The organism is Sphingopyxis sp. GW821-FHT02C12 (assembly GCF_059421785.1).
Genome location: NZ_JBWKVQ010000001.1, coordinates 2,783,286 through 2,808,677, shown reverse-complemented (window position 1 = coordinate 2,808,677; position 25,392 = coordinate 2,783,286). Strand labels below are relative to the sequence as shown.

24 protein-coding genes are annotated in these 25,392 nt (G+C 62.6%); 11 read left to right on the top strand and 13 right to left on the bottom strand.

What is annotated here, in order from left to right:
- Window positions 1-140 precede the first annotated feature (140 nt).
- The 4 genes from AC07U1_RS13355 to AC07U1_RS13340 form a co-directional block, all read right to left on the bottom strand.
- Entirely contained in the window at window positions 141-887 is a 747-nt protein-coding gene (locus AC07U1_RS13355) for an HAD-IIB family hydrolase (RefSeq protein WP_495176161.1), read from the bottom strand.
- Window positions 884-1,150: a hypothetical protein gene (locus AC07U1_RS13350; RefSeq protein WP_495176162.1), complete on the bottom strand. Its 267-nt coding sequence runs from the start codon at window positions 1,148-1,150 to the stop codon at window positions 884-886. The genes AC07U1_RS13355 and AC07U1_RS13350 overlap by 4 nt, the downstream gene beginning before the upstream one ends.
- A 127-nt stretch (window positions 1,151-1,277) precedes the next feature.
- The gene (locus tag AC07U1_RS13345; RefSeq protein ID WP_495176163.1) at window positions 1,278-3,284 is read right to left on the bottom strand and encodes a response regulator; all 2,007 of its coding nucleotides are present in this window, start codon (window positions 3,282-3,284) and stop codon (window positions 1,278-1,280) included.
- Entirely contained in the window at window positions 3,281-4,777 is a 1,497-nt protein-coding gene (locus AC07U1_RS13340) for an ATPase domain-containing protein (RefSeq protein ID WP_495176164.1), read from the bottom strand. Before AC07U1_RS13340 ends, AC07U1_RS13345 begins: the two co-directional genes overlap by 4 nt.
- A 57-nt stretch (window positions 4,778-4,834) precedes the next feature.
- Here AC07U1_RS13340 and AC07U1_RS13335 point away from each other — a divergent pair, with 57 nt between their 5' ends.
- Complete coding sequence (locus tag AC07U1_RS13335; protein ID WP_495176165.1) at window positions 4,835-5,284, top strand: hypothetical protein; 450 nt, start codon at window positions 4,835-4,837, stop codon at window positions 5,282-5,284.
- A 514-nt stretch (window positions 5,285-5,798) separates the two neighbouring features.
- Here AC07U1_RS13335 and AC07U1_RS13330 read toward each other — a convergent pair.
- Both AC07U1_RS13330 and AC07U1_RS13325 read right to left on the bottom strand, forming a co-directional pair.
- Complete coding sequence (locus AC07U1_RS13330) at window positions 5,799-6,956, bottom strand: thiolase family protein (protein WP_495176166.1); 1,158 nt, start codon at window positions 6,954-6,956, stop codon at window positions 5,799-5,801.
- Between the two features lie 106 nt (window positions 6,957-7,062).
- Window positions 7,063-8,502, bottom strand: a complete 1,440-nt coding sequence (locus AC07U1_RS13325) for an efflux transporter outer membrane subunit (protein WP_495176167.1) — start codon at window positions 8,500-8,502, stop codon at window positions 7,063-7,065.
- 94 nt (window positions 8,503-8,596) lie between these two features.
- Between AC07U1_RS13325 and AC07U1_RS13320 the strand changes: the two genes are divergently transcribed.
- The 5 genes from AC07U1_RS13320 to AC07U1_RS13300 all read left to right on the top strand — a co-directional run bounded on the left by AC07U1_RS13320 (window position 8,597) and on the right by AC07U1_RS13300 (window position 14,136).
- Window positions 8,597-9,217 carry a TetR/AcrR family transcriptional regulator gene (locus AC07U1_RS13320; RefSeq protein WP_495176168.1) on the top strand — a complete coding sequence of 207 codons (621 nt, stop codon included), beginning with the start codon at window positions 8,597-8,599 and terminating at the stop codon, window positions 9,215-9,217.
- A 67-nt stretch (window positions 9,218-9,284) separates the two neighbouring features.
- Complete coding sequence (locus tag AC07U1_RS13315; protein WP_495176169.1) at window positions 9,285-10,355, top strand: efflux RND transporter periplasmic adaptor subunit; 1,071 nt, start codon at window positions 9,285-9,287, stop codon at window positions 10,353-10,355.
- On the top strand, window positions 10,352-13,522 hold the full coding sequence (locus AC07U1_RS13310) for an efflux RND transporter permease subunit (protein WP_495176170.1): 3,171 nt from the start codon (window positions 10,352-10,354) through the stop codon (window positions 13,520-13,522). Before AC07U1_RS13315 ends, AC07U1_RS13310 begins: the two co-directional genes overlap by 4 nt.
- Window positions 13,519-13,734, top strand: a complete 216-nt coding sequence (locus AC07U1_RS13305; protein ID WP_495176171.1) for a hypothetical protein — start codon at window positions 13,519-13,521, stop codon at window positions 13,732-13,734. Before AC07U1_RS13310 ends, AC07U1_RS13305 begins: the two co-directional genes overlap by 4 nt.
- A gap of 105 nt (window positions 13,735-13,839) precedes the next feature.
- The gene (locus AC07U1_RS13300) at window positions 13,840-14,136 is read left to right on the top strand and encodes a YciI family protein (RefSeq protein ID WP_495176172.1); all 297 of its coding nucleotides are present in this window, start codon (window positions 13,840-13,842) and stop codon (window positions 14,134-14,136) included.
- Between the two features lie 115 nt (window positions 14,137-14,251).
- On the opposite strand, the gene AC07U1_RS13295 is transcribed toward AC07U1_RS13300, so the two are convergent.
- The 4 genes from AC07U1_RS13295 to AC07U1_RS13280 all read right to left on the bottom strand — a co-directional run bounded on the left by AC07U1_RS13295 (window position 14,252) and on the right by AC07U1_RS13280 (window position 16,656).
- Complete coding sequence (locus AC07U1_RS13295) at window positions 14,252-15,127, bottom strand: fatty acid desaturase (RefSeq protein WP_495177453.1); 876 nt, start codon at window positions 15,125-15,127, stop codon at window positions 14,252-14,254.
- Window positions 15,124-15,345 carry a hypothetical protein gene (locus AC07U1_RS13290; protein ID WP_495176173.1) on the bottom strand — a complete coding sequence of 74 codons (222 nt, stop codon included), beginning with the start codon at window positions 15,343-15,345 and terminating at the stop codon, window positions 15,124-15,126. Before AC07U1_RS13290 ends, AC07U1_RS13295 begins: the two co-directional genes overlap by 4 nt.
- Window positions 15,342-16,019: a TetR/AcrR family transcriptional regulator gene (locus tag AC07U1_RS13285; RefSeq protein ID WP_495176174.1), complete on the bottom strand. Its 678-nt coding sequence runs from the start codon at window positions 16,017-16,019 to the stop codon at window positions 15,342-15,344. Before AC07U1_RS13285 ends, AC07U1_RS13290 begins: the two co-directional genes overlap by 4 nt.
- A 274-nt stretch (window positions 16,020-16,293) precedes the next feature.
- Window positions 16,294-16,656, bottom strand: coding sequence for a winged helix-turn-helix transcriptional regulator (locus AC07U1_RS13280; RefSeq protein ID WP_495176175.1), 363 nt, complete (start codon window positions 16,654-16,656; stop codon window positions 16,294-16,296).
- Between the two features lie 129 nt (window positions 16,657-16,785).
- Here AC07U1_RS13280 and AC07U1_RS13275 point away from each other — a divergent pair, with 129 nt between their 5' ends.
- Entirely contained in the window at window positions 16,786-17,175 is a 390-nt protein-coding gene (locus AC07U1_RS13275; protein ID WP_495176176.1) for a DoxX family protein, read from the top strand.
- 43 nt (window positions 17,176-17,218) lie between these two features.
- Complete coding sequence (locus tag AC07U1_RS13270) at window positions 17,219-17,965, top strand: SDR family NAD(P)-dependent oxidoreductase (RefSeq protein WP_495176177.1); 747 nt, start codon at window positions 17,219-17,221, stop codon at window positions 17,963-17,965.
- A 192-nt stretch (window positions 17,966-18,157) separates the two neighbouring features.
- Here AC07U1_RS13270 and AC07U1_RS13265 read toward each other — a convergent pair whose 3' ends face one another.
- Window positions 18,158-19,051, bottom strand: coding sequence for a LysR family transcriptional regulator (locus AC07U1_RS13265; RefSeq protein WP_495176178.1), 894 nt, complete (start codon window positions 19,049-19,051; stop codon window positions 18,158-18,160).
- A 130-nt stretch (window positions 19,052-19,181) separates the two neighbouring features.
- Here AC07U1_RS13265 and AC07U1_RS13260 point away from each other — a divergent pair, with 130 nt between their 5' ends.
- The 3 genes from AC07U1_RS13260 to AC07U1_RS13250 all read left to right on the top strand — a co-directional run bounded on the left by AC07U1_RS13260 (window position 19,182) and on the right by AC07U1_RS13250 (window position 22,647).
- Entirely contained in the window at window positions 19,182-20,375 is a 1,194-nt protein-coding gene (locus AC07U1_RS13260) for an MFS transporter (RefSeq protein ID WP_495176179.1), read from the top strand.
- A 56-nt stretch (window positions 20,376-20,431) separates the two neighbouring features.
- Entirely contained in the window at window positions 20,432-21,517 is a 1,086-nt protein-coding gene (locus tag AC07U1_RS13255) for an alpha/beta hydrolase (RefSeq protein WP_495176180.1), read from the top strand.
- Window positions 21,518-22,380: 863 nt separating this feature from the next.
- Window positions 22,381-22,647: an excalibur calcium-binding domain-containing protein gene (locus AC07U1_RS13250; RefSeq protein WP_495197713.1), complete on the top strand. Its 267-nt coding sequence runs from the start codon at window positions 22,381-22,383 to the stop codon at window positions 22,645-22,647.
- Window positions 22,648-22,742: 95 nt separating this feature from the next.
- On the opposite strand, the gene AC07U1_RS13245 is transcribed toward AC07U1_RS13250, so the two are convergent.
- Both AC07U1_RS13245 and AC07U1_RS13240 read right to left on the bottom strand, forming a co-directional pair.
- Window positions 22,743-24,239: a glycoside hydrolase family 32 protein gene (locus AC07U1_RS13245; protein WP_495176182.1), complete on the bottom strand. Its 1,497-nt coding sequence runs from the start codon at window positions 24,237-24,239 to the stop codon at window positions 22,743-22,745.
- A 36-nt stretch (window positions 24,240-24,275) separates the two neighbouring features.
- Window positions 24,276-25,388, bottom strand: coding sequence for an ABC transporter ATP-binding protein (locus AC07U1_RS13240; RefSeq protein ID WP_495176183.1), 1,113 nt, complete (start codon window positions 25,386-25,388; stop codon window positions 24,276-24,278).
- Window positions 25,389-25,392: the final 4 nt, after the last annotated feature.

The following is a 25,392-nucleotide window of genomic DNA, read 5'->3' as shown; positions in this document are numbered from 1 at the left end:
AAATGAAGCGACAGAAGGCCTCACCCAAATGCGTTGATTGGTTTTGGGACGCGCGGCGAAGTGCCACGGCGCGTCCGGAAATAGAACAAATCAGCGGGGCTTTGGTTCCGCCGGACACCTGCTCGGCGCCGAAACCCCTGTCATTTCAGGCAAGCGACAATGGATGCGATGACCGCCAGCGTTTCGCGCGGATCGCGCACGCAAATAGTGTCTAGCCCGAGAGTCTTTGCGGGATAATCATTGCCGCCGGGAAAAATCGCGTCGCCGATGAACATCATCGCGTCGAGCGGTATTTCACTCTCGTCGCGAAGCCTGGTCAGCCCATAGGCCTTGTCGACCCCTTCGCGGGTGATATCGATCGACGTCGCGCCGCCCATGTTGATCGACAGGCCCGGAAGACGCTGGCGAAGGTCATGCTGGATGATCTTGCGCTTCGCAAAGTCCGGATCCCATTTTTCCTTGGCGTCGATCGGCGCCTGCTGGCCGAGCGCCGAGAAGGTGATCTGGCTGCCGCGGTCTTCGATGCGCTCGCCCCAGACGGCTTCGGGAACGAAGCCCGTGGCTTCGAGCGCGGCATCGAAAGCCTCGAATATCCGCTGTTTCTCATCGTCGGCAAAGAGTTCCGCATAGACCGCCTGCCAGGCATCCGAACGAAAAGTGTATAGCTTCGTGCCGGTCGTGGGCATGAGCCACAATCGCGACCGGTCGGTGCGAGCCGGAAGGCGCGAGGCGATCTGCTTGTCGAACTGCGGCCAATCACCGCCGGAGATTATCGCGACGTCAACGACCGCCAGAAGGTCGGCGAGCGCCGCTCCCATCGGTTCGTCGAGGGGCTGCTTGCTCTCGGCGAGCGTGCCGTCGAGATCGAAGGCGATAAGATTTTTCAAGCAAGAATGGCCCGTTGCACCGTGGGCAACATGTCGCCGACATACCGGTCGCATTCGACGCGGCCGGACAGCCCCGCGTCCCGCGGTGATCCCCCGGCCATGATCAAATTGCCCGTCAAACCGCGAATGTCGCGATAGTCGTTGATGCGCTTGGCATAATAGAGCGGCAGATCGAAATTCGCCGTCGCATGCCCGCGACGCTCCGCCTGGCTGACGGACATCAGGGCGATCTGATGGTGATAGAGAAGTTCGTTAAGGTCCATAGTCGCTCCGTTGGCGGGGAGCACAATGGTCTCTCAGTTGCCGGCGCGCAGGTCAGCACAGCAATGATGATCATATGGGGCCTTGTGCCCGCATTGCAATCTCGGCCCGTCGTATTTCACATTGCCGTCAGCTCGCAAGCATCTCTTCTGCCATCGCATCGTGGATAGCGCGCGCCATCTCGGCCGCGCGAAACGGCTTGGGCAAGCGAAGGATATCGCTCGCCGTGTCTTCGGCCAGATCGGCAAACCCCGTGATCATGAGAACCGGAATATCGGCGCGGACCTTGCGCGCCTCGCGCGCCAGTTCGAGGCCGCTCATGGAAGGCATCAGATAGTCGGTCACGACGATATCAAAAGGCTGCGACCGTATCTGGCCGAGCGCCTGCGCTCCGGAAATGGCCTGCGTCACGACGTGCCCCATTTCCTCGAGCATCGCCGCGGTTCCCTCGCGAACAACATCTTCATCGTCCACCAGCACGATACGCAGGGGGCCGGTTTCCAGAAGCGGCGTCTCGACCGGCGAGACGTGCGACAAGGCTTCGGAGGATGCGGCAGGCAGAAGTATTTCGGCCACGGTACCGTAGCCAGGCTGGCTCCTGAGCGTCAGGCGTCCACCCGACTGCGCAGCAAGACCATGAACCATCGAGAGGCCGAGGCCCGTCCCCTTCCCCACCCCTTTGGTCGAGTAGAAGGGCTCCACCGCGCGTGCGAGCGTCACGGCATCCATGCCCGCTCCATTGTCGGCCACTGCGATGCGAACATAGACTCCCTCGGGAACCCCTCCGTCCTCGCTATCCGTCTCATATCGATCGACCGACATCGCAAGCCGCCCGCCTCCCGGCATCGCATCCCGCGCGTTGACGGCGAGGTTGAGGATCGCGAGTTCGAGCTGGTGGGGGTCGACCATCGCGGCCGGGACATCGGCGGCAAGCTCGACCGACAGCTCGATGGTCGGCCCGATCGAACGCTGGACAAGCTCCTCCATCCCTTCGATCAGCTCTTTTACATCGACCGGAAGCGTCTCGAGATTCTGGCGCCGTGCGAATGCGAGAAGACGCGCGACCAGGGTCCGCGCGCGCTCGGACGACTGGAGCGCCCCATCGAGAAGCTTCTGGAGGCGTTCGTCCGAAATTTTTGTCCGAAGTATGTCGAGACTGCCGACGATGGGCGTGAGGAGATTGTTGAAATCATGCGCGACGCCGCCGGTCAGCTGACCGAGCGTCTCAAGCTTCTGGGCTTCGTGGAGCTGCGCCATCACCTCGGCATGTTCGCGGGTTCGTTCCTCGACGCGCTGCTCGAGTTCGACAGCAAAGTTGCGGAGCGCCTCTTCGGCGGCCTTCCGATCGGTGATCTCCTGGCTCACGCCGATCATACCGAGCGCGCGCCCCCTCGCGTCGAACTCGGGCTTCCCGCGAACCTGCACCCAATGCACCGACCCGTCCGGCCAGACGCAACGATATTCGATGTCATAATCTGCGCCTGTCTTCAGCGAGCGCTGAACTTCGGCCTGCATTGTTATCCGATCGTCGTCGTGCACGCTGGCGACAAGCGCATCATAGGGGAATGGGTCGTCGCCCGCCCTGCCATAGTGGCTCTTGCAATCGGGCGATGCATCCAGCCGCATCGAAGCAACGTCGAAGGTCCATTCGCCCAGCCGGCCGGCAGACAGTGCGATACGCAGCTGTTGTTCGCCTTCCCGGATCGCCTGCAGGCGCGCGCGCGCTTCATATTGGCGGCGGCGTCCGCGGAGCGCGGCCTTCGCGATGCTGATAAGGGTCGTGGGATGAAAGGGCCGCTCGATGAAGGTAACGTTTCCCAAAAGCTCGAGATAGCGCCCGGCGGCTGGATTGCGCTCGATACTGCCGCCGCGCTCGGTGAGCAGGATGAACGGGAAGTCCGACCATTCGCCCTGCGCCCGGATGAAGCCGTCGAGCGACCGCAGGTCGGCGCCGCGGAGGGCCTCGTCGGTGATGAGGGCGAACCCCGCGCCTTGCTGCAGGATCTCGACAAAATCCTGCAGCCCCTTGGCGATTCCGCTTTCGATTCCGGCCTCGCGCAGCATCGAGGCGGCAATATCGGCGTCCCTTCCTCGCGGCGCGAGAATGATCGCCCGCTCTGAAAAGGTCTTGTTCATCCGACGGGAAGTGCCTGCGGCGTTTCCATCAGGTCGGCGGAACCGATGATCTCGGGGACCCCGCGGAGCACACCCTGGAACCCGGTCAGGGGGTCGCCAAGCGAAATGCCGTTCGAGCCGATGCGATATTCGCGGATCGTATGTTCGTGCGCGCCGGTACGCTTTTTCATGATCGAAATCGCACGGCGGACGCGCCCGGCCGCCTCGAAATAGCGGAGCAGGACAACGGTATCGGCAAGATAGGTCACATCGACCGGGGCTTTCATGTCGCCCACCAGCCCGTGCTGCGCGACAGTCAGGAACGTCATTGCGCCCTGCCGGTTCAGATATTGCAGCAGCTCATGCATGTGGAGAATGAGCGCCGTCTCTTCAGGCATGGCGGCTTGGAAGCCATTCAGGCTGTCGATCACAACCGTCTTCGCTTCATATTGCTCGACACAATTGCGCACGCGCTGCGAGAATTCACCCGGCGACAGCTCGGCGGCGTCGACCTGCTCGATGATGAGATTACCGCTGTCGACCATCTTCTGGATGTCGATCCCCATGCCTTTGGCGCGCGCGAACAGGAGGCCGAGTTCCTCATCGAAGATAAACATGGCCGCCTTACCGCCGCGGCGGATCGCACTCTCTACGAAGGTGAGCGCGAAGAGGGACTTGCCAGTGCCCGACGGTCCCAGGATCAGCGCGCTCGATCCGGTATCGAATCCGCCGCCGAGCAGCGCGTTGAGCTCCGCATTTTCGGTCGTAACCACATCGCGTACGAAGTCGGTCTTGTGCTCGAGCGACACGAGGCGCGGGAAAGCCCGTACGCCGCCTTTCTCGATGATGAAGTCATGATAGCCGCCGCGAAAGCGCTGGCCACGATATTTGAGTACCCGCAGGCGGCGACGTTCGGCCCCATATTCGGGCGACATTTCCTGAAGCCGGATCACGCCGTGCGCGACGCTGTGCACGGTCTTGTCGGCGCTCTCGGACGTCAGGTCATCGAGCATCAGCACCGTCGCGTCATGTCGCGCGAAATAATGTTTGAGCGACAAGATCTGGCGGCGGTAGCGCAGCGAACTTTGCGCCAAGAGCCGGATTTCGGAGAGGCTGTCGAGCACGACGCGGTCGGGCTTCACCTCTTCATATTTCTCCAATATTCGCTTCGTCGTTTCACCCAGTTCAAGGTCGGACGAATACAGCAGGCTCTGTTGCTGCTCATCGTTGAGCAGCGCCTCGGGCGGCACGAGTTCGAATATGTGGAAATTGCCCGGAAGGTCCCAGCCGTGCGATTTGGCGGTTTCGCGCAGTTCTTCCTCGGTCTCCGAAAGCGTAATGTAGAGGCAGCGTTCGCCCTTCGCAGCTCCTGCCAGAAGAAACTGGTTGGCGATCGTCGTCTTTCCGGTTCCCGGATCGCCTTCCATGAGGAATATGCGTCCGCGTGCCAAGCCACCGGCAATGATATCGTCGAGGCCCGAGACACCCGTTTCCGCCTTGATCGTCCGGTCCAAACCGCTCTCCTCTTTCATCCCGTTCCGCTCCGCCCATCCTCACTTGCTTCGTCGAAAATGATCGACAGCACGAAGCGGTTCCCAATTCGGTTGATGGTGGGGCTAATGGTCAAGCGCGACAAGCGCGCCGCGAAGGCTCTGGAGGGTGAAGGGTTTCGCCAGGACAGGCCGGTTTCGCCACGCGCTCCCAAGCGCTGCCGTGAATCCGCCTGTGGCCACGAGGAACGGGATATTCGCGTTGGCGAGAGCAGCGGCGATCGGATCGCCACTGTCACCGCCCGCGAGATGCACATCCACGATTGCGGCATCGATCCCGCCTTCCGAAATTCTCGCCAGGGCTGGAGCTACGCCATCAACGACGGCAACGGGCTCTCGTCCCATCATGAGAAGATATTCTTCGAGAAGCATACCGATGATCGCGTCGTCTTCTACGATCAATATGCGCTGCAATATCGGCATGTTGTCTCCAGAAAAATCCGGCGCACAGCGTCGCCGAAGAAGCTCTAGAACCTGCCAGCGATCCAAAATGTTCCGGTGATGTCAATCGTGATTGGCCGATTTCGGACTGTCAGCTTTCAGGCGGCAAACCTACAGAAGCGGACGTTCTAAACCGGTGGGCGAGGCTGGCAGCTCGCGCCCCTTTTCGGCCATCGCTTTGGCCCGGCAGGATCGTTAAAAGTCGGCGCTCAAGATGACTTGAGTCAGCAGGAGCGACGATGATCGAGCACTCGACACGTGGCACCGCCAAGCCTGCGACTCCACAACACACTGGACGCCAACTTTTCCCAATTGCCAGCGCATGGGAGCCAATTTCAGGATGTTCGAACCCGATTTGTGGCGCGATTTGCCGCGTCGTCTTGTTGATGGCGCGTCTTACTGAAAGCATTTGAGCCATGTCACTCACGGTCTTCGGTAAAAGGCGCGGTTTCCGCGTCGTATGGCTACTGGAGGAAATGGGGGGTGGCTTGTCGCCATCCTGCGTAGCCCGGCAATCTGATCTCGGTGATAGGGGCACCTGCAATCAGACCGCCTCGATAATCGTGGCAATGCCCTGGCCGCCGCCGATACATTGCGTCGCCAAGGCATAGCGCCCGCCATTGCGTTTCAGGATCTGCGCCGCTTTCGCAGTAATCCGCGCCCCGGTTGCGCCGAGCGGATGACCGAGCGAGATCGCGCCGCCGTCGATGTTGACCCGTTCACGCTGGATGCCCAGTTCGTCGCGGCAAGCGACGGCCTGGCTTGCGAACGCTTCGTTGATCTCCACGACGTCGATCTCGTCGATCGACAGGCCGGCCCGAGCGAGCGCCTTTTGCGTCGCGGGTACGGGCCCGATTCCCATATAGGCGGGGTCGACGCCTGCAACGGCCGTCGAACGAATCCGGCCCAAGACGTCGAGGCCAAGCTTGTCAGCCAGCCGTTCAGAGGTGACAAGAACGGCAACCGCCCCATCGGTCAGGGGCGATGCGGTCCCCGCGGTGACCGTCCCGTCCTCGAAGAACGCCGGACGCAGGGCCGCGAGGCCCGCAAGTGTCGTTTGCGGACGCAGGCAGCCATCCGTATCTATTGCGCCTTCGGGGGTTACGACCGGTACGATTTCGTCGATCAACCTGCCTTCAGCCTGCGCTCGTGCCGCCTTTTGCTGAGATTCGAGCGCGAACTGCTCTTGGCGTTCGCGCTCGACGCCATAGCGCTTCGCGACATTCTCCGCTGTCTGCCCCATCGGCACATAGGCCTCCACGGCAATTTCGGCCATCTGGTTCTGGCTATTGCGAAACCGGTGATTGGGAGAGAAACTGAGTCCGCCTTGGGGCACGCGCGACATGCTTTCGACCCCGGCGGCGATGAAAGCATCCCCCGCGCCGATCGCGATCTGTCCCGCCGCGACGTGAATTGCGTACATAGACGATCCGCAAAACCGGTTTATCGTTGCTGCCCCAACCTCGAGGGGGAGCCCCGCCAGTAGCGACGCGATGCGCGCGACATTGTCGCCTTGCTCACCCTCGGGATAGGCACAGCCCATCAGCACATCCTCGACGCGCGCGGGATCGAGGCCGGTCTTGTCGATGAGCCCGCGCAACGCGACCGCCGCCAGATTGTCCGGCCGCATCCGCACGAGCGGCCCCTTGCTCGCGAAAGAAAAAGGTGTTCGGGCAAACCCCGCGATAACGGCATGTTCCATGGGAGATTATCCTTTGGTCAAACCTCAAACCCGATGATGTGTCGTTGCAAGGCACGCGGGTGGCCATCACGCCAACCGATCAGCGATCGGAGCCCGCGCGCCCGATTTATCTGCCTGACGCCGCCGGTTCCCACCCGCCGCCAAGCGCCCGAAAGGAAGCAACCGCCGCGCGCGCGGTCGCTGCGCGCGCCTGGATCTGCGCATCGCGCACCTCAAGAAGACCTCGGTCGGTGTCGAGCACGTCGAGCAGATTGGTGACGCCGCCCCTATAGCCCGCAAAAGACGATTGCCGCGCCGCGGCCTGTGCCTTTTCCGCCTCCGCCAGCAAGTCGCCGCGTGTGCGCTGCTTGACCAGGCTCGACAGGCTGTTTTCGACATCCTCCGACGCGCGGAGCACCGTCAGGCGGTAGGCCGACAGCGCTTCGGCATTCCGGCCCTCAGCCGCCGCGATCTCGGCATCGACGCGGCCAAAATCGAACAGGCGCCAGCGCAGTCCCAAGATTCCGCTTGCCTGCACCGAATCTCCTCCGAACAATCCGCCGACGCCCATCGTCGCGGTGCCGAGCAGTCCGCTCAGCGAGAATTTCGGAAAATATTCGGCCATGGCGGCGCCGATCCGCGCGTTCGTGGCCGCCAGCGTCCGTTCGGCCGCGATGATGTCGGGTCGCCGCCGGATCATCGCCGCCGGGCCTCCGGCACTCGATATCGCCGGAGGCGACGGTATCGGCGCTGCCGCAGCAAGCTCGCCGTGCGTCGCGCCGGGCTGCAACCCCAGCAGGATGTCGAGTGCGTTCATCGCCTTGTCGCGCTGCTCTTCGAGCTCCGGAACCGCTGCCGCGACCTGCGCCAGAGCGCCCTCAGCCTGCCGCAACTTATACTCCGCCGCCACGCCCTTGCGAAACCGCAGATCGACGAGATCGACGAGCTGCTTTTGAACCGCCTGCCTTTCGCGCGCGACCTCGATCCGCGCCTGCAGCCCGCGGATGGCGACATAGGTGTCGGCGGTCTGCGCCGCGACGCTCAGCCGCGCTGCGACCGCCGCCGCAGCCGAGGCTTGCCAATCGGCGCGCGCCGCGTCGCGCGCGGCATCCCTGCCCCCGAACAGGTCGATTTCCCAGCTCGCGCCGATGCCGAGGTCATAGGCTTGCGCTTCGCGCTCGAACCCGGGCAAGGCGCTCGCAATCCGGCCCTGCGGCGATTCGAGCGATTGGTAGTTTTCAGACGCCGATCCGCTGAGCTGACCGCTCGGCAGCAGCGCGGCATTGGCGCCGCGGAGGCCAGCGCGCGCCTGGGCAACGCGTGCACTGGCCTGCTGGAGATCGAGGTTCTGGGCTAGCGCCTGCTCGACGAGGCGCGCCAGCAGCGGGTCGTCGAAGGTTCGCCACCAGCTGACCAGATCGGCATGCGCCGCGTCGCCCGCTGCGCCATCGAGTGCAGCCCCGCCGAGAAAAGCCGGCGGCGCCTCGATCGCAGGCGCGACATAGGTCGGTCCGACCGCGCAACCCGAGAGGAGCGCCGGAATGAGATACAGGAAAGACTTTCGCATGATCGCGCTTCACCGTTCGACTGGAACAACATGTGACTAATGACGATATTGGTTACAATTTGTCAACCCCGCACGGCTTCGCTATAGGAAGAGGATGAGCAATGCCCCCTTCACCAGCAGCGCGCCCGCCCGCGGCCCGGCCGACCATGTCGTGCGCGAACAGATCATCGACGCGGCGAACGAACATTTCGCCCATTATGGCTATGCCAAGACGACCGTGTCCGACCTCGCGCGCAAGATCGGCTTCTCGAAAGCCTATATCTACCGCTTCTTCGAATCGAAGCAGGCGATCGGCGAGGCTATCTGCGCCAAATGCCTCGACGGCCTGTATGAACAGGTCCGGCTCGCGGTGGCCGAAGGACAGGACGCGACCGATAAACTGCGGCGTTTTGCGAAAACCGTGACGGCGGTCGGCGTCGAGCTCTTCTTCCAGGATCGGCGAATCTACGAGATCGCCGCCAATGCCTCGACCGAAAAATGGCCTGCGACTCGCGCCTATGGTGAGCAGCTCCGCCTGCTGATCGAGGAGATTGTCCGCGAGGGACGCGAGAGCGGCGAGTTCGAGCGAAAGACCCCGCTCGACGAGACATGCCGGTCGATTTCCTACGCTTTCCTGCCCTTCACCGATCCCGTTTGCCTCGAACGCAGCCTCGACCTCCTGCCCGATGCGCAGGTCGAGGTCACGAGCCTCGTGCTGCGAAGCCTTGCTCCCTGAGAAAGTGACTAGTTGACAATATGGTCACACGTTGACATGTGGATTCGACCTTTCAGGGAGAATTTGCGTGTCGAGACAGATTTGCGCCCGATTGTCGGGCGCTTTGATCATCGCATCCATGCTGGCCGGCTGCGGCGAGGCGCCGGACGATCCGCGCGCCAAACCGCCGCTGGTACGCACCGCAGAGGCCGGCGTCGCGGGCGGGAGCGAACGTGAGTTCTCGGGCGTAGTCGGCGCGCGCGTCCAGAGCGACCTCGGCTTTCGAATCGACGGCAAGATTACCGCGCGGCTCGTAGATGCGGGTCAATCGGTCCGCCGCGGCCAGCCGCTGATGCGCATCGATCCCGCCGCGTACCGACTCGCGGCGGACGCTGCCGCTGGCACCGTCGACGCGGCGCGTGCCCGCGCGATCCAGACGAGCGCCGACGAGAATCGTTACCGCGACCTTGTCGGGGCGGGCGCGGTGTCGGCCTCGGCTTACGACCAGGCGAAGGCCGCGGCGCGCGCCGCGCGCGCCGACCTCGCCTCGGCGGAGGCGCAGCTGCGCGCCCGCCGCAACGACGCCGGCTACACGCTGCTCGTCGCCGATGCCGACGGGGTCGTCGCCGAGACGCTGGGCGAGCCCGGCCAGGTGGTCGCCGCGGGCCAGACCGTCATTCGACTGGCGCGGTCGGGGCCACGCGAAGCTGTGGTCCAGCTTCCTGAAACGCTGCGCCCCTCGTTGGGCACCGTCGCGCAAGCGACAACCTACAGCGGGCTGAGCGGAACCGCGAGCCTGCGCGAGCTCAGCGCGGCTGCCGACCCCGCGACGCGCACCTTCGCCGCAAAATTCACGCTCGCGGGCGCCCCGGCCAGCGCACCGCTCGGATCGACAGTCACTGTCCGCCTTGGAGCCCCTGACCAAACCGGCCGTATTTCGGTCCCGCTCGCGGCGATCGATGATCGCGGCCGCGGTCCCGGCGTCTGGGTCGTGCAGGGCGGCAAGGTCCGCTTCCGCCCCGTCAAGATCGCCGGGCTCGGCGACGAGACGGCTACGCTTGCGGGCGGCCTGCGCACCGGCGAGCGGTTCGCGGCGCTCGGCGTTCATCTGCTTCGCGAGGGCCAGGCCGTGCGCATCCAGACTGGAGCCACCCGGTGACCGAAACGCCCGAGTCCGAAAGCCGCTTCAACCTCTCCGCCCTCGCGGTGCGCGAGCAGTCGATCACCCTCTTTTTCATCATAGCGATCATCCTCGCCGGAACCGTCGCGTTTCTGAAACTCGGCCGCGCCGAAGATCCCAGCTTCACGATCAAGATCATGACCGTGGTAACGGCATGGCCCGGCGCGACGGCGGAGGAGATGCAGGACCAGGTCGCGGAGCCGCTCGAGAAAAGACTGCAGGAGCTGCGCTGGTACGACCGCAGCGAAACCTTTACGCGGCCCGGCCTCGCCTTCACGACCTTGACGCTGCGCGACAATGCCCCGCCGTCCGAAGTCCAGTCCGAATTCTATCAGGCGCGAAAGAAGATTGCCGACGAAGCGCCCAAATTGCCGCGCGGCGTCGCGGGTCCGTTCGTCAACGACGAATATGGCGATGTCACTTTCGCGCTCTATGCGCTGAAAGCGAAGGGCGAACCCCAGCGACACCTCGCGCGCGAAGCGGAGCAGCTACGCCAACGGCTGCTCCACGTTCCGGGCGTCAAGAAGATCAACATCGTCGGCGAGCAGCCCGAGCGCATCTATGTCGAATTCTCGCCCGAACGGCTGGCGACGCTCGGCATCGCGCCGCGCGCGATTTTCGCGGCGCTTGCACAGCAGAATATGATCACGCCGGCAGGCGCGATCGAGGCGAACGGCCCGCAGGTCCAGGTCCGGATCGACGGCGCGTTCGACGACCTCGAAAAGATCGGCAGCCTGCCCATCATCGCACAAGGCAAGACATTCCGCCTTTCCGATATTGCGGCGGTGCGCCGCGGTTATGAGGATCCCGCGACCTTCCTGATCCGCAGCGAAGGCGAGCCCGCGCTCCTGCTCGGGGTGGTGATGCGCGAAGGCTGGAACGGGCTCGATCTCGGCAAATCACTCAAGACGGAAGTTGCGAGCATATCCTCCGAGCTGCCGCTCGGCATGTCGCTAACCCCGGTCACCGACCAGGCGGTGAACATCTCCTCGGCGGTCGACCAGTTCATGAAGACCTTTCTCGAGGCCCTGGCGATCGTGATGGTCGTCAGCCTGATCGCACTCGGCTGGCGCGTCGGCATCGTCGTTGCCGCCGCCGTTCCGCTGACCCTCGCCATCGTTCTCGTCATCATGTGGGCGACCGATCGCGTTCTCGATCGCATCACGCTGGGCTCGCTGATCCTCGCGCTCGGCCTCCTCGTCGACGATGCGATCATCGCGATCGAAATCATGGTCGTGCGGATGGAAGAGGGATACGACCGGATCAAGGCGTCCGCCTATGCGTGGAGCCACACCGCGGCGCCGATGCTCGCAGGCACGCTGGTGACGGTCATCGGACTGATGCCGGTGGGGTTCGCGCGGTCGACCGCTGGCGAATATGCCGGCAATATCTTCTGGGTCGTGGGCTTTGCGCTCCTTGCATCCTGGGTCGTCGCAGTCGCGTTCACCCCCTATATGGGCGTGAAGCTGCTTCCGGCGATCAAGAAGGTCGAGGGCGGGCATGACGCGATCTACCAGACCCCGCGCTATCAGAAGGCGCGCTCGATCGTTCGCTGGGCGGTCGAGCGCAACCGGCTGGTGACCGCCGCGACGCTGGCGGCGTTTCTGGTCGCCGGCGCCGGCATGATATTCGTGAAGAAGCAGTTCTTCCCCGCCTCCGACCGTCCCGAGGTGCTCGTCGAGATCCAGCTGCCCAAGGGCACCGCGATCGAGCGGACCGACGCGACGACGAAGACGGTCGAGGCCTGGCTGCGCAAACAGCCCGAAGCGAAGGTCATCACCGCCTATGTCGGCCAGGGAGCGCCACGCTTCTTCATGTCGCTGTCGCCCGAGCTTCCCGATCCGTCCTTTGCCAAGATCGTCGTGCGCACCGGTTCGGAAGACGAGCGCGATGCCCTGAAGGTCCGTCTGCGCGGCGCCGTCGCCGAAGGGCTCGCGCCCGCGGCTCAGGTCCGAGCCGCGCAGCTCGTGTTCGGCCCCTATTCTCCCTACCCGGTCGCGTTTCGCGTTGCCGGCCCGGACCCCGCCAAACTTCGTGCAATCGCCGACCAGGTGAAGGATATCCTCGCCAGGGACCCGATGATGCGGACGGTCAATGCCGATTGGGGCGAACGCGTGCCGGTTCTTCATCTCAAGCTCGACCAGGACCGGCTGCGCGCGCTGGGTCTCACCTCGGCCGACGTCGGCGAACAGCTGCAGTTCCTCCTGTCAGGGGTCGCCGTCTCCGAGGTGCGCGAGGATATTCGCGGCGTCGAGGTCGTCGCTCGCTCGCAGGGCTCGGCGCGGCTCGACCCCGCCCGCGTCGCCGATTTCACGCTTGCCGGCGCGAATGGCGAGCGCATATCGCTTGGTCAGGTCGGAAAACTCGAAGTCCGGATGGACGAGCCAATCCTGCATCGCCGCGACCGCGTTCCGACGATCACCGTTCGCGGCGATATCGCCGATGGCTTGCAGCCCCCCGACGTCTCGCAGGCGATGTACGCGAAGCTCCAGCCGATCATCGACACGCTGCCGCCGGGCTATCGCATCGACATGGCGGGTTCGATCGAGGAAGCGGGCAAGGCGAATGCGGCGCTCGCTCCGATCTTCCCGATCATGATCCTCCTGATGATGGTGGTGATCATCCTGCAGGTTCGCCAATTCTCGGCGATGGCAATCGTGTTGCTGACGGCGCCCTTGGGACTGGTCGGGGTCGTGCCGACGTTGCTGGTCACTGGCCAGCCCTTCGGGTTCAACGCGATCCTCGGTCTGATCGCGCTCGCCGGCATCCTGATGCGCAACACGCTGATCCTGATCGGGCAGATCCAGGACAATCAGAAGCTCGGGCTCTCCCCCTTCGATGCGGTCGTCGAAGCCACCGTCCAGCGATCGCGCCCCGTCGTGCTGACCGCGCTCGCTGCCGTTCTTGCCTTCGTGCCGCTGACCACTTCGGTGTTCTGGGGATCGATGGCCTATACGCTGATCGGCGGCACGCTTGTGGGCACGATCCTGACGCTCGTCTTCCTGCCGGCGCTTTATACACTCTGGTACAGGATCGGCTCGGATGGACATGCCCGGCCCGCGACAGCGCGTACCGCCACTCGCTTCCCCCTGTTGGCGCGTTTCGGCGCGATGCGCAGGATCATCTCAAGGAGGTTCACGCGATGAGTATCCGGAAAAGGCTTGGCGCCGCGTGGCAGCGATTTGCTGCGGTTGCCCATGCCATGGATTATGACCAGCCTGCCGAAACGGCTTCGCTTGTCGCTGGGCTCGATGCACGTGTCCGTCAGCAAGCTGCGGATCTCGCCGCCCTATCGGCACGAGTGGACGCGCTCGCGGCGCAGATCGCGCAATCCTCCCAGCGCGACGCCCCGCCGTAGGGCAACCTAAGGAGGCGACCGCCGCGTGGGAGCAAAAAAAGCGGATGCGCGTCTCGGAGGGCGCTTCGACGACCCGGCACCGCCAATCGATGAAAGGATGACCCGATGAAATATTATCTATGCAAATATCTGCCGCCCCGCTCCGACTTCCTCGCCACCATGACCGACGACGAGAAAATGTGGATGGGACAGCATGGCGCCCATCTCGACGAGCTGCTCGCCAAAGGACAGATCGTCGCCCACGGCCCGGTGATGGACCCCAATGGCGGCTATGGCGTCTCGCTCTACCGGATTGAGGACGACCAGGATATCGAGGCGCTCACGGCGCAGGACCCCATCGTGAAGAACGGTGTCGGCCATTACGAGCATTTCAGGATGTTGCACCTCCACGCGCGCGACTGACGTCAAAACCTTCGGAAACAGCCAGGGATCGCGTTTCGCGTGCCACTTGTGGGCTATCGATCGCCGATGGGAATCCTCGGATTTGTGACCAGTGGCGCCGCGGCGGTCCGTCCGATCAAAGCTCGTGGATATTGCAGCCGCGCGCCTCGAGGATCGGACGCATTTCCCAATAGGCGGCGGGCGTCCGGGTCAGCGGAATATAGGGATGAAGGTGATGGACGATGTGGAACTGCATCCCCATCGACCCGATGTTTCCCAATCGCGAGCGGAAACTGCGGGTATCGCGGTAACGGCCGGTTTCCTTCGCCGGGTGGTGCGGCGCCCACGAGAGGTATAGCGCCACATAAACCAGGCCGATCTGCAGCGGCAGCCACCAGAGGAAGAAGGCTTCCAGCGCAAGGCCGGACCAGGCGAGCGCGAACAGAATGGCGAAGTATGTCATCTTGAACCCGATGCTCTGCAGCATCAGATCCTTGCGGTTGCCCCGTGCGAGGCATGCCGCATAGTCCCGGCTGCGCTGGCCATCGGGCTGACTTTCGCGGATGATCTTGCGGACCGCATGCCAAGCGCAGTCGGCGTGGGTCGTATGATCGGGATCGAGTGCAGGGTCGTTGGCGTGCTTGTGATGCTCGAGATGGGTGAAGCGTAACACGGCGAAAGGACTGACGATCATCCACGACGTGGCATGTCCGACCAGTTCATTGAGCCAGCGCCATCTGGTCCCGGGCCGCGCGATGATGTCGTGCTGCGCCTCATGCGTCGGCAGATACACCAGCATGATGCTGACCGTTGCGATGGGGAAAGCGGCCCAGAGCGGCAGGTAGCCCAGGATCACCAGCGGCCAGAGCGATAGCCAGAGCGCCATGTTTCCAAAGGCCCAAAGCAGGATTTCCCAAGGGAACTGCCCGCTGTGACGGCGCGCTATCTCTCGCTCCAGCTTCATCAACTCGGGCTTCGAGAGAGTGCCGACATCGAGAGGCGAAGCGGTCATATCCAACGTCCCCTTATTTGCGCAACGAGCCCCCAGCCGCCGCCGGCAAGGAGTGCAACAACCAAGGGCGTGGTTCCGAGCGGCCGCTCCCAACCCAGGCTTTCGATGCCCTGTGCGATCACGGGGACGAGAAAGCCGAATGCGAATATCAGTGGCATGAAATCCAGAAGACGCAGCAAGCCGCGCGCCTCTTTTGCCGAGTTCGCACGGACTTTCATGCGGCCCGCCTTTCGACCACGGCCCGGCTGAGGGCAGCAAGGCGGTCCAGAAGATCCTGCCGGAACGAATCGCTCGCGTCGGCGGCCAACGCGAGGATGAAGCCTCGCTTGATCCGATAGCGTGACATCGCAAGGCTGATGGTACCGAAAGCCCATTCTCGCGTCGGCCCGAGATAGGCGTAAAACATCTGTTCGGTAATATCGCGGGTGCTGACATTGCCGCGCAGCAAGCCTTGGGCGTGGGCCGCTTCACAGGCCGGCAGCGCGATCGTCATGGCAGCCTCGCCCAGCGCTGGATGCGGACCGACGTCTCCCCACAGGCCATAGCCACCGGCAATGCGATCCTGGCAGAAACTGAGCGCGCGGTGATAAGTCTCGTCGCTTTCGACCATGTCGACCGCTTCGTCGGCGATCGCCTCAACCCATTCGAGACAGGATTCGAACTCGAGCAGCGAGAGCCGCTGCTGGACATGCTCGGCGCCGGCCTTGGCAAGCGCGCGAACGATATCGTCCTTGCCGCCGATGAGATTATAGAGCGTGGGGGCGGAAACGTCGGCAACCTGCGCTAACCCTCGCGTGGTCAGCGCATCAAAACCCTTCTCCGCAATAATCGACCGGGCCGCATCGAGGATCCGGTCGCGTCGCTCGTTCATGTTGCGCATTCGCGTGGACATGGTCGCTCTCCCCGAACGAGGAGTAAGGCATGTCAATTTCTTTATCAATGATAAAGTTTTCTCCGTCCCCGGGGGTCGGCAATCGCACGACGCCCGGCGGTTGTCCTCCATGACATCGCCGGCAAGTCAGAAGCCTTACTCTCGACGTGCGGCTTAGCGCCGGACCCGTCGGAACTGGCCGTTTGCAGCCTGAATGATTGGCAGTAAAAATCGGGAAAAGCGGACGACACTATTTGACGATATGACCATGATACCGCGAACAAGTGTGGAGGCTCTAGGTTCGCCTGACTTTACGTCCGCTTCCCTCTTTTGGAGGCAGCGTTGAGCCGTACTGCGTCCACCAAGCGGTCAGCGCCTCCATTGTGGGGCCGAGTGCACGCGCTTTGTCTGTAATCTCATACTCGACCCGCGGGGGCACTTCCGCAAAGACCGTTCGCGTAACAAGACCATCGGCTTCCAGTTCACGAAGCTGCGCGGTCAGCATATGCTGGGTAATGCTAGGAATTGCCTTCCGGAGTTCACCAAAACGGTGCAGGCGCTGGCTCAGCAGCCACATGATTTCCAGCTTCCACTTGCCCGACAGCAGGGCGAACGCGCGGCGCATTTCCTCGTGCATATTGACCGTCTCGCTGGCCATAGTCTGCCTTTCCATACTTAGTGGATGATTTTCATCCTACTTGCGGGAATTCATCTTAGCAGACATTTGCTGTGCGTACAGCGGACCCGCGCAATTCGCCTCACGCCATGACCCAAACAGGACAAGGCCATGACCACGACTTTTATCTACTGGATCAGCACGGCACTGCTGTCGTTGCTCTATCTCGCATCGGCCTTCGCCTATGTGACGAAGGGGGACTGGGTCCGGCAGGCTCTCAGAGATCTTGGTTATCCGACGTATCTCGTCCCGTTCATGGTTGTCATAAAGCTCGCGGGCATTGCCGCCATCTTGTCCCGGATCAACGTGGCGGTGAGCGATCTTGCCTATGCAGGCATCCTTTTTCACCTGATCCTGTCGGCCATGGCGCATTTGGGGGTGCAGAAGCCCAAGGGTGCCGTCCCCGCTGCCGTCGGTCTGCTGCTTCTGGCGGCCTCCTTCGCCACACAGAACGCGGCCCGCGACACCCGGTCACCTCACGCACATTTTGCGACGATTTAAGCAATCGCTTCTTCATCAACGACATTCTTGAAAGGACTGAGATATGAAACGCCTTGAAGGCAAAATCGCCATCGTAACGGGCGCCGGCCGGGGCATCGGACGTGCCACGGCCAAGCTGTTCGCGGCGGAGGGCGCAAAAGTCGCGATCCTTTCGCTGACACCGGCCAATGTCGACGCCGTCGTTGCGGACATCGAAGCCGACGGGGGGACCGCGCTTGGCGTCCCATGCGATATCAGCGACGCAGATCAGGTCAGCACCGCAGTCGATCATATTGCGGCGACCTTCGGCGGCATCGACATCCTGGTGAACAACGCCTTCGACCCATCGGTCGTTTCTTCGTCCGTGATCGATCTTTCGGTGGAGCAGCTGCAGCGAAATTTCGATATGGGGCCGATCGCCTATTTGCGTCTGATGCAGGCTTGCTACCCTCACCTGAAACTTAGCGGCGAGGGCCGCGTCATCAACTTCGGTTCGGCGGCGGGAATTACGGCTCTCTTGCCTTACGCGCCGTACGGAATGGCGAAAGAGGCGGTCCGCGCGCTGACCAGAATGGCGGCTCGCGAGTGGGGACCTGACAAGATCACAGTCAACAATATGCTTCCCGTTGCGAACACATGGGGCGCGGCCGATACCGATCTACCGCCTGCGCCCAATGCGCTCGACCGCTTCGGGTCGGCGGAAGACGACATCGCGCCTGTCGTGCTGTTTCTGGCAAGCAAGGATGCACAGTTTATAACGGGTTACAGTCTGACGCCGGATGGCGGCATGATCATGGACAGTGCCCGATAGACGGACCTTGGCGATTTGTGGCCCTCGAAGACGGTCAGACCCTGAGAAGCTGACATCAGGCGGTGCGGCATTCAGGATCGAAGCTGATCGCTAATCTGACCGCCAGTGGCCTCAGAAAACCGACGTTGATCGAGAACCATGTCAGAGGGTTTCTTGGCTATTTCAAACTTGGTTAGTTCGCACGCGACCAAATTACCCCCGAAATCGGAGCGCCTCGACGATGATCTTGAAGGCAGGAAGATTCTGACGGCGGCTCGGATAATAAAGGAAATAGCCATCGAAGAAGGGCGACCAATCGTCGAGCACCCGCATCAGCGAACCGGAAGCGATATGCCGCTCCACGATGTTTTCGGGGACATAGGCGATGCCGTAGCCGCTCACCGCGGCATCGATCATCGCGTAGCTATTGTTGAAGGTCAGTTGCCCGTTCACCCGGACGCGCAACGCCTGTCCGTCTTTCTCGAATTCCCAGGCATAAAGGCTCCCGGCGGTCTCATGGCGCATGTTGATGCAGATATGCCGGACCAGATCCTGCGGATGCCCTGGCAAGCCCTGCGCTTCGAGATAGGCAGGTGACGCGATGGCCACCAGGCGCCAGTCCGGACCGATGCGAACTGCGATCATGTCCTTCGCAACGCTCTCCCCCAACCGCACGCCGGCGTCGAAGCCTTCTTCGACGATGTTGCGGAATGTGCTGTCCAAAATCAGTTCCACGCTGATGTCGGGGTAGGCGCTCAGAACCGGTTTGAGTTTTGGCCATACGACAGATTCCAGTGCGTGGTCGGACAGAGTCAGCCGGATAGAGCCCGACGGTTTGTCACGAAACGCCGTCAACGCGGCAATCTCCTCCTCGATTTCGCTGATACGCGGCGCGATCGTTTGGAGCAGCCGTTCGCCTGCGATGGTTGTCGCGACATTACGCGTCGTCCGCGTCAGCAGCCTTATTCCCATGCGCTCTTCAAGCTGCCTGATCGCGTGGCTGAGCGTCGACTGCGACACACCGAGCTTTGCCGCCGCCTTGGTAAAGCTCCGCTCCTCGGCGACCGCCTGAAACCAGGTCAGTTGGTTCAAGTCGGTCTTGGCCATGAAGCCCCCTTTTTCACGCGCAGCCGATTATTCGTCTGCGTCGATAAGTTCATGCCGATTTCTAGGCCTAATCGCATGATCGCTCAAGCATTAGATGCCCCCCGCACGTTGATGCAGGAGCCGACGAACAATGATTGCGACCACATCCGATCCACGTAGCGAGCCGATCGCCGCCTGGGGCGCGGTGCTTTCCATGGCGCTCTGCGTCGCGATGCTGATCGCCTCGGAATTCATGCCGGTGAGCCTGCTCACGCCGATGGCCGAAGGCCTGGGCGCGACGACCGGGCAGACCGGACAGGCCATTTCGATCAGCGGCCTCTTCGCGGTGGCGGCCAGCATGTTGATCACCACCGCTGCGGGGACGCTGAACCGGAAGTCGGTCCTCGTTGCGATGACCGCCCTGATGTTGCTCTCACTGGTTCTGGTGGCAGCGGCGCCGAATTTTGCCATGCTCATGGTCGGCCGCGCGTTGCTCGGCATCTGCATCGGCGGATTCTGGGCGCTGGCTACCGCGGTCATCATGCGGCTCGTTCCCGAACGCGACGTGCCGCGGGCGCTCGCCTTAATGTATGGCGGCCAGGCCATCGCGGCTGCCTTCGCCGCGCCCATCGGCAGCTATCTGGGCGAGATGTTCGGCTGGCGCGCGGTCTTCTGGGCGCTGACGCCGATCGTCGCCGGCAATCTCGTCTGGCATATGGTGGCGCTGCCCTCGCTCCCCGCGCGCCAGCGCCAGGACTTCCAGACCATGTTCGGCCTGTTGAAGCGCCCCTATTTCCTGCGCGGCCTCATCGCGGCGATGCTGACGTGGGGATCGGCCTTCACCATGTTCACCTACCTGCGCCCGTTTCTGGAACAGGTAACGGGCGTGGGGGTGACGACGCTCTCGGCCCTGTTGCTCATACTGGGTTCTGCCGGGTTCGTCGGTACATGGGCCGCAGGCCGTTTCGTGAGCGGCAATGTGGCGCCGCTGCTACGCGTGCCCGCGCTGCTGATGGGCGGCTGCACGCTGGGGCTGCTGCTGCTTGGCAGCTCGGCAGTCGCGGCCGGCCTCTTCCTGGCGCTCTGGGGCGCCATGAATACCGCCATGTCGGTCATCTGGATGACGTGGATGTCGCAGAACGCAGCCGACGCGCCCGAGGCCGCCGGTAGCCTGATGGTTGCAGCGATCCAGGCCTCGATCCTGCTGGGCGCGGTCGTCGGCGGGCTGCTTCTGGATAGCCTGACAATCGCCGCAACCTTCATCGGCAGCGTCGTTCTTGCCGGTCTGGCCATCGGCCAGATCGGCAATGGGCAGCGGCTGCTGAAGGCCGAGCGCCCGCAGTGACCGATCATTCAAATCAAAAGCGCAATCCCGAGCCAAGAAGGAAACTGGAAACGCAAATGAAAACACCTGACACAGACTTGTCGACGAACGCCGTTCACCGGCGCGACCTTCTGAAGCTGAGCGGCGCAGGCGTCGCCGCGCTTGGCGCGACCTCGATGTTCAACACCCCCAACGCAAAGGCTCAAACTATGTCAAACGAATGGGACAAGCTGTTCCCGCGCAGTCCGAAGGTCAATCACGAGAAGGTCATGTTCAAGAACCGCTATGGCATCACCCTGTCGGCCGACCTGTATCTGCCCAAAAATGCCCGCGGGAAATTGGCAGCGATCGTCGTTGCCGGGCCGTTCGGCGCCGTGAAGGAGCAGTCGTCAGGCCTCTATGCGCAGATCATGGCGGAAAGCGGATTTGTCACACTGACCTTCGATCCGTCCTACACGGGGGAAAGCGGGGGCGAACCTCGCAATATCGCGTCGCCCGACATCAATACGGAGGATTTCAGTGCCGCGGTGGACTACATGGGCCTGCGGCCCGAGGTCGATCGTGAGCGGATCGGGGTGATCGGCATTTGCGGCTTTGGCGGCATGGTGTTGAACGCGGTCGCGGCAGACAAGCGGATCAAGGCCGTCGTGGCCAGCACGATGTATGACATGACCCGCGTCATGTCGAAAGGCTACAACGACAGCGTGACCCCGCAGCAGCGCGCCCAGACCCTGGAGCAGCTCGGCCAACAGCGCTGGGCGGACGCCGAGAACAGCCATCCTGCCTATGGCCCGGTCTCTCTCGAGCTCAAGGGCGGCGAAGCGCAGTTCGTGGTGGAATATGCCGATTATTACAAGACGCCGCGCGGCTTCCACCCGCGCGCCATCAATTCGAACGCGTCCTGGAGCTTGACGACCCCGCTTTCGTTCATGAACATGCCGATCCTGACCTACATCGCAGACATCGCGCCGCGGCCGATCCTGTTCATCCATGGCGAAAAGGCCCATTCGCGCTACTTTAGCGAAACGGCCTTCGCGGCGGCGGCGGAGCCGAAGGAACTGATGATCATCCCGGGCGCCAATCACACCGATCTCTACGACAAGGTGGACGTGATCCCGTTCGACAGATTGACCAGCTTCTTCAATCAGCACCTGGCTGCATAAGGGACGGAAGGGAGCCTGCGCCTGCGGGACAGGCTCCCTCAGCGTTCGATCGAGCGAGACTCCGCGACGGCCCCTTCCCGCTGCGGGAGTTGCGCCGTACCTTGGAAAACGCCCCCACCTTTCACTCGAAGAAAAATAGGCAGGCGGAAAGGTTGGCTCGGCCAGAACATCGAGCTCAGTCTCCATGGAATTGCCATCCCGGGTCAGTCATTCCCTTTGCAAGCCCGTCCAGTGTTCGCCATTGGCCGATAGTGGTCAGGCAGCTTTTAGAGGGCAATTGGGAGAAGCGGACGTTCGAGAAGTCCCGCATGGCTGTGTCGGGAAGCGACCGGGAGCGGACACTCCACCCAATCTAAACCGTTCGCATCGAGCGAAGTCGAGATGCCCATCGGGCTGGGCGTTTCGTCGATGGGTGTCTCGACTTCGCTCGATACGAACGGAGAAAGGGCGGAACTCAAAGCGACCGGTTGCAGACCTCCCCATCATCGTCACCCCGGACTTGATCCGGGGTCCCGCTATTTCGTGAAGCGTGCCGGTGCCTTCAAAAAGCGGGATCCCGGGTCAAGCCCGGGATGACGAGAGCGAAGAAACGATCGGAAACTAACGACGGTAATGTGTACCCCGGCGAAGGCCGGGGTCCAGGGCGGCAATCCGCATAACTCGGCTTTCTAAAGCCCTGAGCCCCGGCCTTCGCCGGGGTACAACCTAGTAGCAAACGCCCGCTTCCCACCCCAAACCAGTCATTTACGATTCTTCGATACCGTGGCGAGCTGAGACAGCCCAGACGCTATCATGAACCTCCGCGGCACTACCGCAGTCGCCACTATTACCGTCGCCGCAGCTCGTCGACGGGCGGCACATTGATGGGGTTGGGGTTGCTAGCGGTCATCGTGGGCGGCGGCTTGGCTTTTTCTACGCCCGAGCAGAAGGTCGCAGCATTTTCGGCGGCAGAACGCTTCGCGACCGATCTGGGTGTTGTAAGGGAGCGCGCGCCGCAAGATGGTGGTTATTGGCGTGGCTGCGATGATGCCCGGGCGGCGGGCACCGCACCGATTTATCGAGGCGAGCCCGGATACCGGGAAGGCATGGATGGGGACAATGACGGGATCGCTTGCGAGCCTTATCGCTGAATATCCTACGCCCCCGAATGGCCGATTGCGGACCGTCAGCTATTAACGGCCATTCGAGAGAAGCGGACGGTCGCGAAGGGCTGGTTCGGTGACGCTCAGATCGCGACGGACTTCGAAATCGTCCACAGCTCCCGTGAAACGAGCCGGACGCCACCTTCCGTACCGGAACAGGTTATCGTCATCTCTTCGATAGGGAAGAGGCAGGCCGAGTAGACGCGGCGTCCCCCGTCGACGAAAATTTCAACCAGCGACCCATCGAACAACATCTGAATATCGGAGCCTCCCGCATGAGGTAGAGGGGTCACGATCTTGCGGCCGTAATCGGCGGACAAAACATTCGCCGCCTGGTGCCGCTCGAAGGTAATCTGGCCGCCAGCCGAGTCCAGCAGAACGGTAAGAAGCGTAGTTTGTCCGTCGGCAAGGACAATGGCGACCGCCCCGCCCTCGTCATAGTCAAGGCGTGCGGTCCATTCAAATGCTGGCGCCGGCGGGAGGAGCTCGAATCGGTCCCCGGCGAGCAGCTTGCACGGCGCTATAGTCGTGCTTGATCCGCGCAGACTGTCCAGCGCGGCGACGGGCCGCTGCCCCAACCGCAGCTTGCGATCTTCTTCGAACAGAAACAGCTGGCGGGGAAGCGATTGCGCGCCAACCCAGGGATGCGTCGGATAATGCCTGCCGCTCTGGTGGTTCGACATCCAGCCGATCCATACGGGCGATGCCTGTTCTGAAGGGAGATCCGACCAGCTGATCGCCGCGTAGAAATCGGGTCCGAAGTCGACAAGGTCGCCGCGAGGAGATCCACGTTCCTCATCGATCTGGAACCGAAATCCGTCGAAATCACCAACGAAATACTGGGCGCCAGACCCACCGGCGACAAAATCCTTGTCGACATCGACCTTGAGCACCCAGCGCATCTCACCGCCCCTCCCCTCGACGGGGACCGGGATCAGGTCAGGGCATTCCCATTGCCCGGCAGTCGAACCCGCGGGGCCGAATTCGCTCGCGAGTTCCCACTCGAGCAAATTGGCCGAGCGGTAGATTTGCAGGCGATGCCGCTGCGCCAGCGCAACGACCATGATCCAGGCCTCGCTGGCCGCATGATAAAAGACATTGGGGTCGCGGAAATGCTCGATGTCCAGGTCGATAAGCGGATTTCCGTCGTAATGCATCCAGCTGCGGCCGCGGTCGTGGCTAAAGGCCAGATGTTGGCTCTGGTTGAGCCGCGCCTCGTCGAACGCCGTGTAGAATGCGAGCAAGGGGGGCGCCTCGCCATCGCCCAGGCCAGTCACATTGTCCCAGTCGACCAATGCACAACCCGAGAATATCATGAACTCGCGTTCGGGCATTGCGATCGGCAGTTCGGTCCAATGCACGAGGTCGGTGCTGACAGCGTGCCCCCAACTCATATGGCCCCACTGGATCCCGTGCGGGTTGTACTGGAAGAACAGATGATATTCGCCCTCGAAATAGACAAGGCCATTGGGATCATTCATCCAGTTTTTGCGCGGCGTGAAATGAAATTGCGGCCGGAAGGGTTCGTCGCCGACATTCGCAGAGGGTTGGCTGGTCAAAGGGAGGGCTGTTTCGTACATGATTTTCCGCTCAGATGAGGTTCGGGACGGGCCCGGTTATTGCCGAATATTTGCGACGGCCTGGCCGTCGGCCGCGAACAGATGGCAGTGTTGAGGATCGAAGGTCAGGCCAAGACGGGTTCCCGGCGCGATGGCCTCATGATCATGGGGAAGCCGCACCGCGACCGTGTCTTCGGCCCCTTCCACGTCGAGAAAGGCAAAGGTGTCAGCCCCTAGGCGCTCAAGCATGATGACATTGCCGAAGACCAACGCCTGATCGGGAGGGCAAATCCGGCCATGCTCGGGGCGAATGCCTAGCGTCAGCAGCGCGTCTTCAAGCTGCTCGGGAGCTGTGAAGGGCAGCCGCAGATCTTTGGACGCCTCGCCACGGCCGATACGGACCGAAATTCCGGTGCCGTCCGATGCGGCAAGCCGCGCTTCGAGGAAGCCCATGGTCGGCGTCCCAATGAAGCCTGCCACGAAGCGATTGGAAGGACGCTCATAAAGCTCCATCGGCGTTCCGACCTGGCGGATCACACCGCCTTCCAGCACGACGATGCGGTCGGCCAGCGTCATCGCCTCGACCTGATCATGGGTCACATAGACGACGGTATTCTTGAGCCGCTGGTGCAACCTTCCGATTTCCATTCGCATCTGACCGCGCAGCGCCGCGTCGAGGTTGGACAGCGGTTCGTCGAAGAGAAAGGCGTTGGGCTTGCGCACGATGGCCCGGCCGATCGCCACCCGCTGACGCTGCCCCCCGGAAAGCTGGCTCGGCTTGTGATGGCGCAAAGCCGTCAGCTGCAGCACGCGCAGCGCTTCCTCCACCCGCGCCTCGCGCTCGGCGCGCGGCTTCTTGGCCAGTTTGAGGCCGAACCCGATATTCTGCTCGACGGTCATATGGGGGTAAAGCGCGTACGACTGGAACACCATGCCGATGCGCCGTTTCGCCGGATCCCAGTCATTGACCAGCTGATCGTCGAAATAGAGCTCGCCCGAGCTAATATCCTCCAGGCCTGCGATCATCCGCAGCAGCGTCGACTTGCCGCAACCCGACGGGCCGACCAACACGAGGAATTCGGACGGCGCGACCGTGAGGCTGACGCCCTTGATAATCTCGGTGCCGCCATATTCCTTGCGGATATCTCTGAGTTCCAATGTTGCTGGCATGATG

Bases quoted from the DNA above. Each gene is read 5' to 3' on its own strand.
- AC07U1_RS13295 (WP_495177453.1), bottom strand. From the start codon at position 15,127: ATGACCGCTTCGCCTCTCGATGTCGGCACTCTCTCGAAGCCCGAGTTG.
- AC07U1_RS13245 (WP_495176182.1), bottom strand. From the start codon at position 24,239: ATGTACGAAACAGCCCTCCCTTTGACCAGCCAACCCTCTGCGAATGTC.
- AC07U1_RS13345 (WP_495176163.1), bottom strand. From the start codon at position 3,284: ATGAACAAGACCTTTTCAGAGCGGGCGATCATTCTCGCGCCGCGAGGA.
- AC07U1_RS13265 (WP_495176178.1), bottom strand. From the start codon at position 19,051: ATGGCCAAGACCGACTTGAACCAACTGACCTGGTTTCAGGCGGTCGCC.
- AC07U1_RS13290 (WP_495176173.1), bottom strand. From the start codon at position 15,345: ATGAAAGTCCGTGCGAACTCGGCAAAAGAGGCGCGCGGCTTGCTGCGT.
- AC07U1_RS13305 (WP_495176171.1), top strand. From the start codon at position 13,519: ATGAGTATCCGGAAAAGGCTTGGCGCCGCGTGGCAGCGATTTGCTGCG.
- AC07U1_RS13275 (WP_495176176.1), top strand. From the start codon at position 16,786: ATGACCACGACTTTTATCTACTGGATCAGCACGGCACTGCTGTCGTTG.
- AC07U1_RS13350 (WP_495176162.1), bottom strand. From the start codon at position 1,150: ATGGACCTTAACGAACTTCTCTATCACCATCAGATCGCCCTGATGTCC.
- AC07U1_RS13285 (WP_495176174.1), bottom strand. From the start codon at position 16,019: ATGTCCACGCGAATGCGCAACATGAACGAGCGACGCGACCGGATCCTC.
- AC07U1_RS13255 (WP_495176180.1), top strand. From the start codon at position 20,432: ATGAAAACACCTGACACAGACTTGTCGACGAACGCCGTTCACCGGCGC.
- AC07U1_RS13280 (WP_495176175.1), bottom strand. From the start codon at position 16,656: ATGGCCAGCGAGACGGTCAATATGCACGAGGAAATGCGCCGCGCGTTC.
- AC07U1_RS13330 (WP_495176166.1), bottom strand. From the start codon at position 6,956: ATGGAACATGCCGTTATCGCGGGGTTTGCCCGAACACCTTTTTCTTTC.
- AC07U1_RS13240 (WP_495176183.1), bottom strand. From the start codon at position 25,388: ATGCCAGCAACATTGGAACTCAGAGATATCCGCAAGGAATATGGCGGC.
- AC07U1_RS13335 (WP_495176165.1), top strand. From the start codon at position 4,835: ATGATCGACAGCACGAAGCGGTTCCCAATTCGGTTGATGGTGGGGCTA.
- AC07U1_RS13300 (WP_495176172.1), top strand. From the start codon at position 13,840: ATGAAATATTATCTATGCAAATATCTGCCGCCCCGCTCCGACTTCCTC.
- AC07U1_RS13325 (WP_495176167.1), bottom strand. From the start codon at position 8,502: ATGCGAAAGTCTTTCCTGTATCTCATTCCGGCGCTCCTCTCGGGTTGC.
- AC07U1_RS13320 (WP_495176168.1), top strand. From the start codon at position 8,597: ATGAGCAATGCCCCCTTCACCAGCAGCGCGCCCGCCCGCGGCCCGGCC.
- AC07U1_RS13250 (WP_495197713.1), top strand. From the start codon at position 22,381: ATGGGGTTGGGGTTGCTAGCGGTCATCGTGGGCGGCGGCTTGGCTTTT.
- AC07U1_RS13270 (WP_495176177.1), top strand. From the start codon at position 17,219: ATGAAACGCCTTGAAGGCAAAATCGCCATCGTAACGGGCGCCGGCCGG.
- AC07U1_RS13260 (WP_495176179.1), top strand. From the start codon at position 19,182: ATGATTGCGACCACATCCGATCCACGTAGCGAGCCGATCGCCGCCTGG.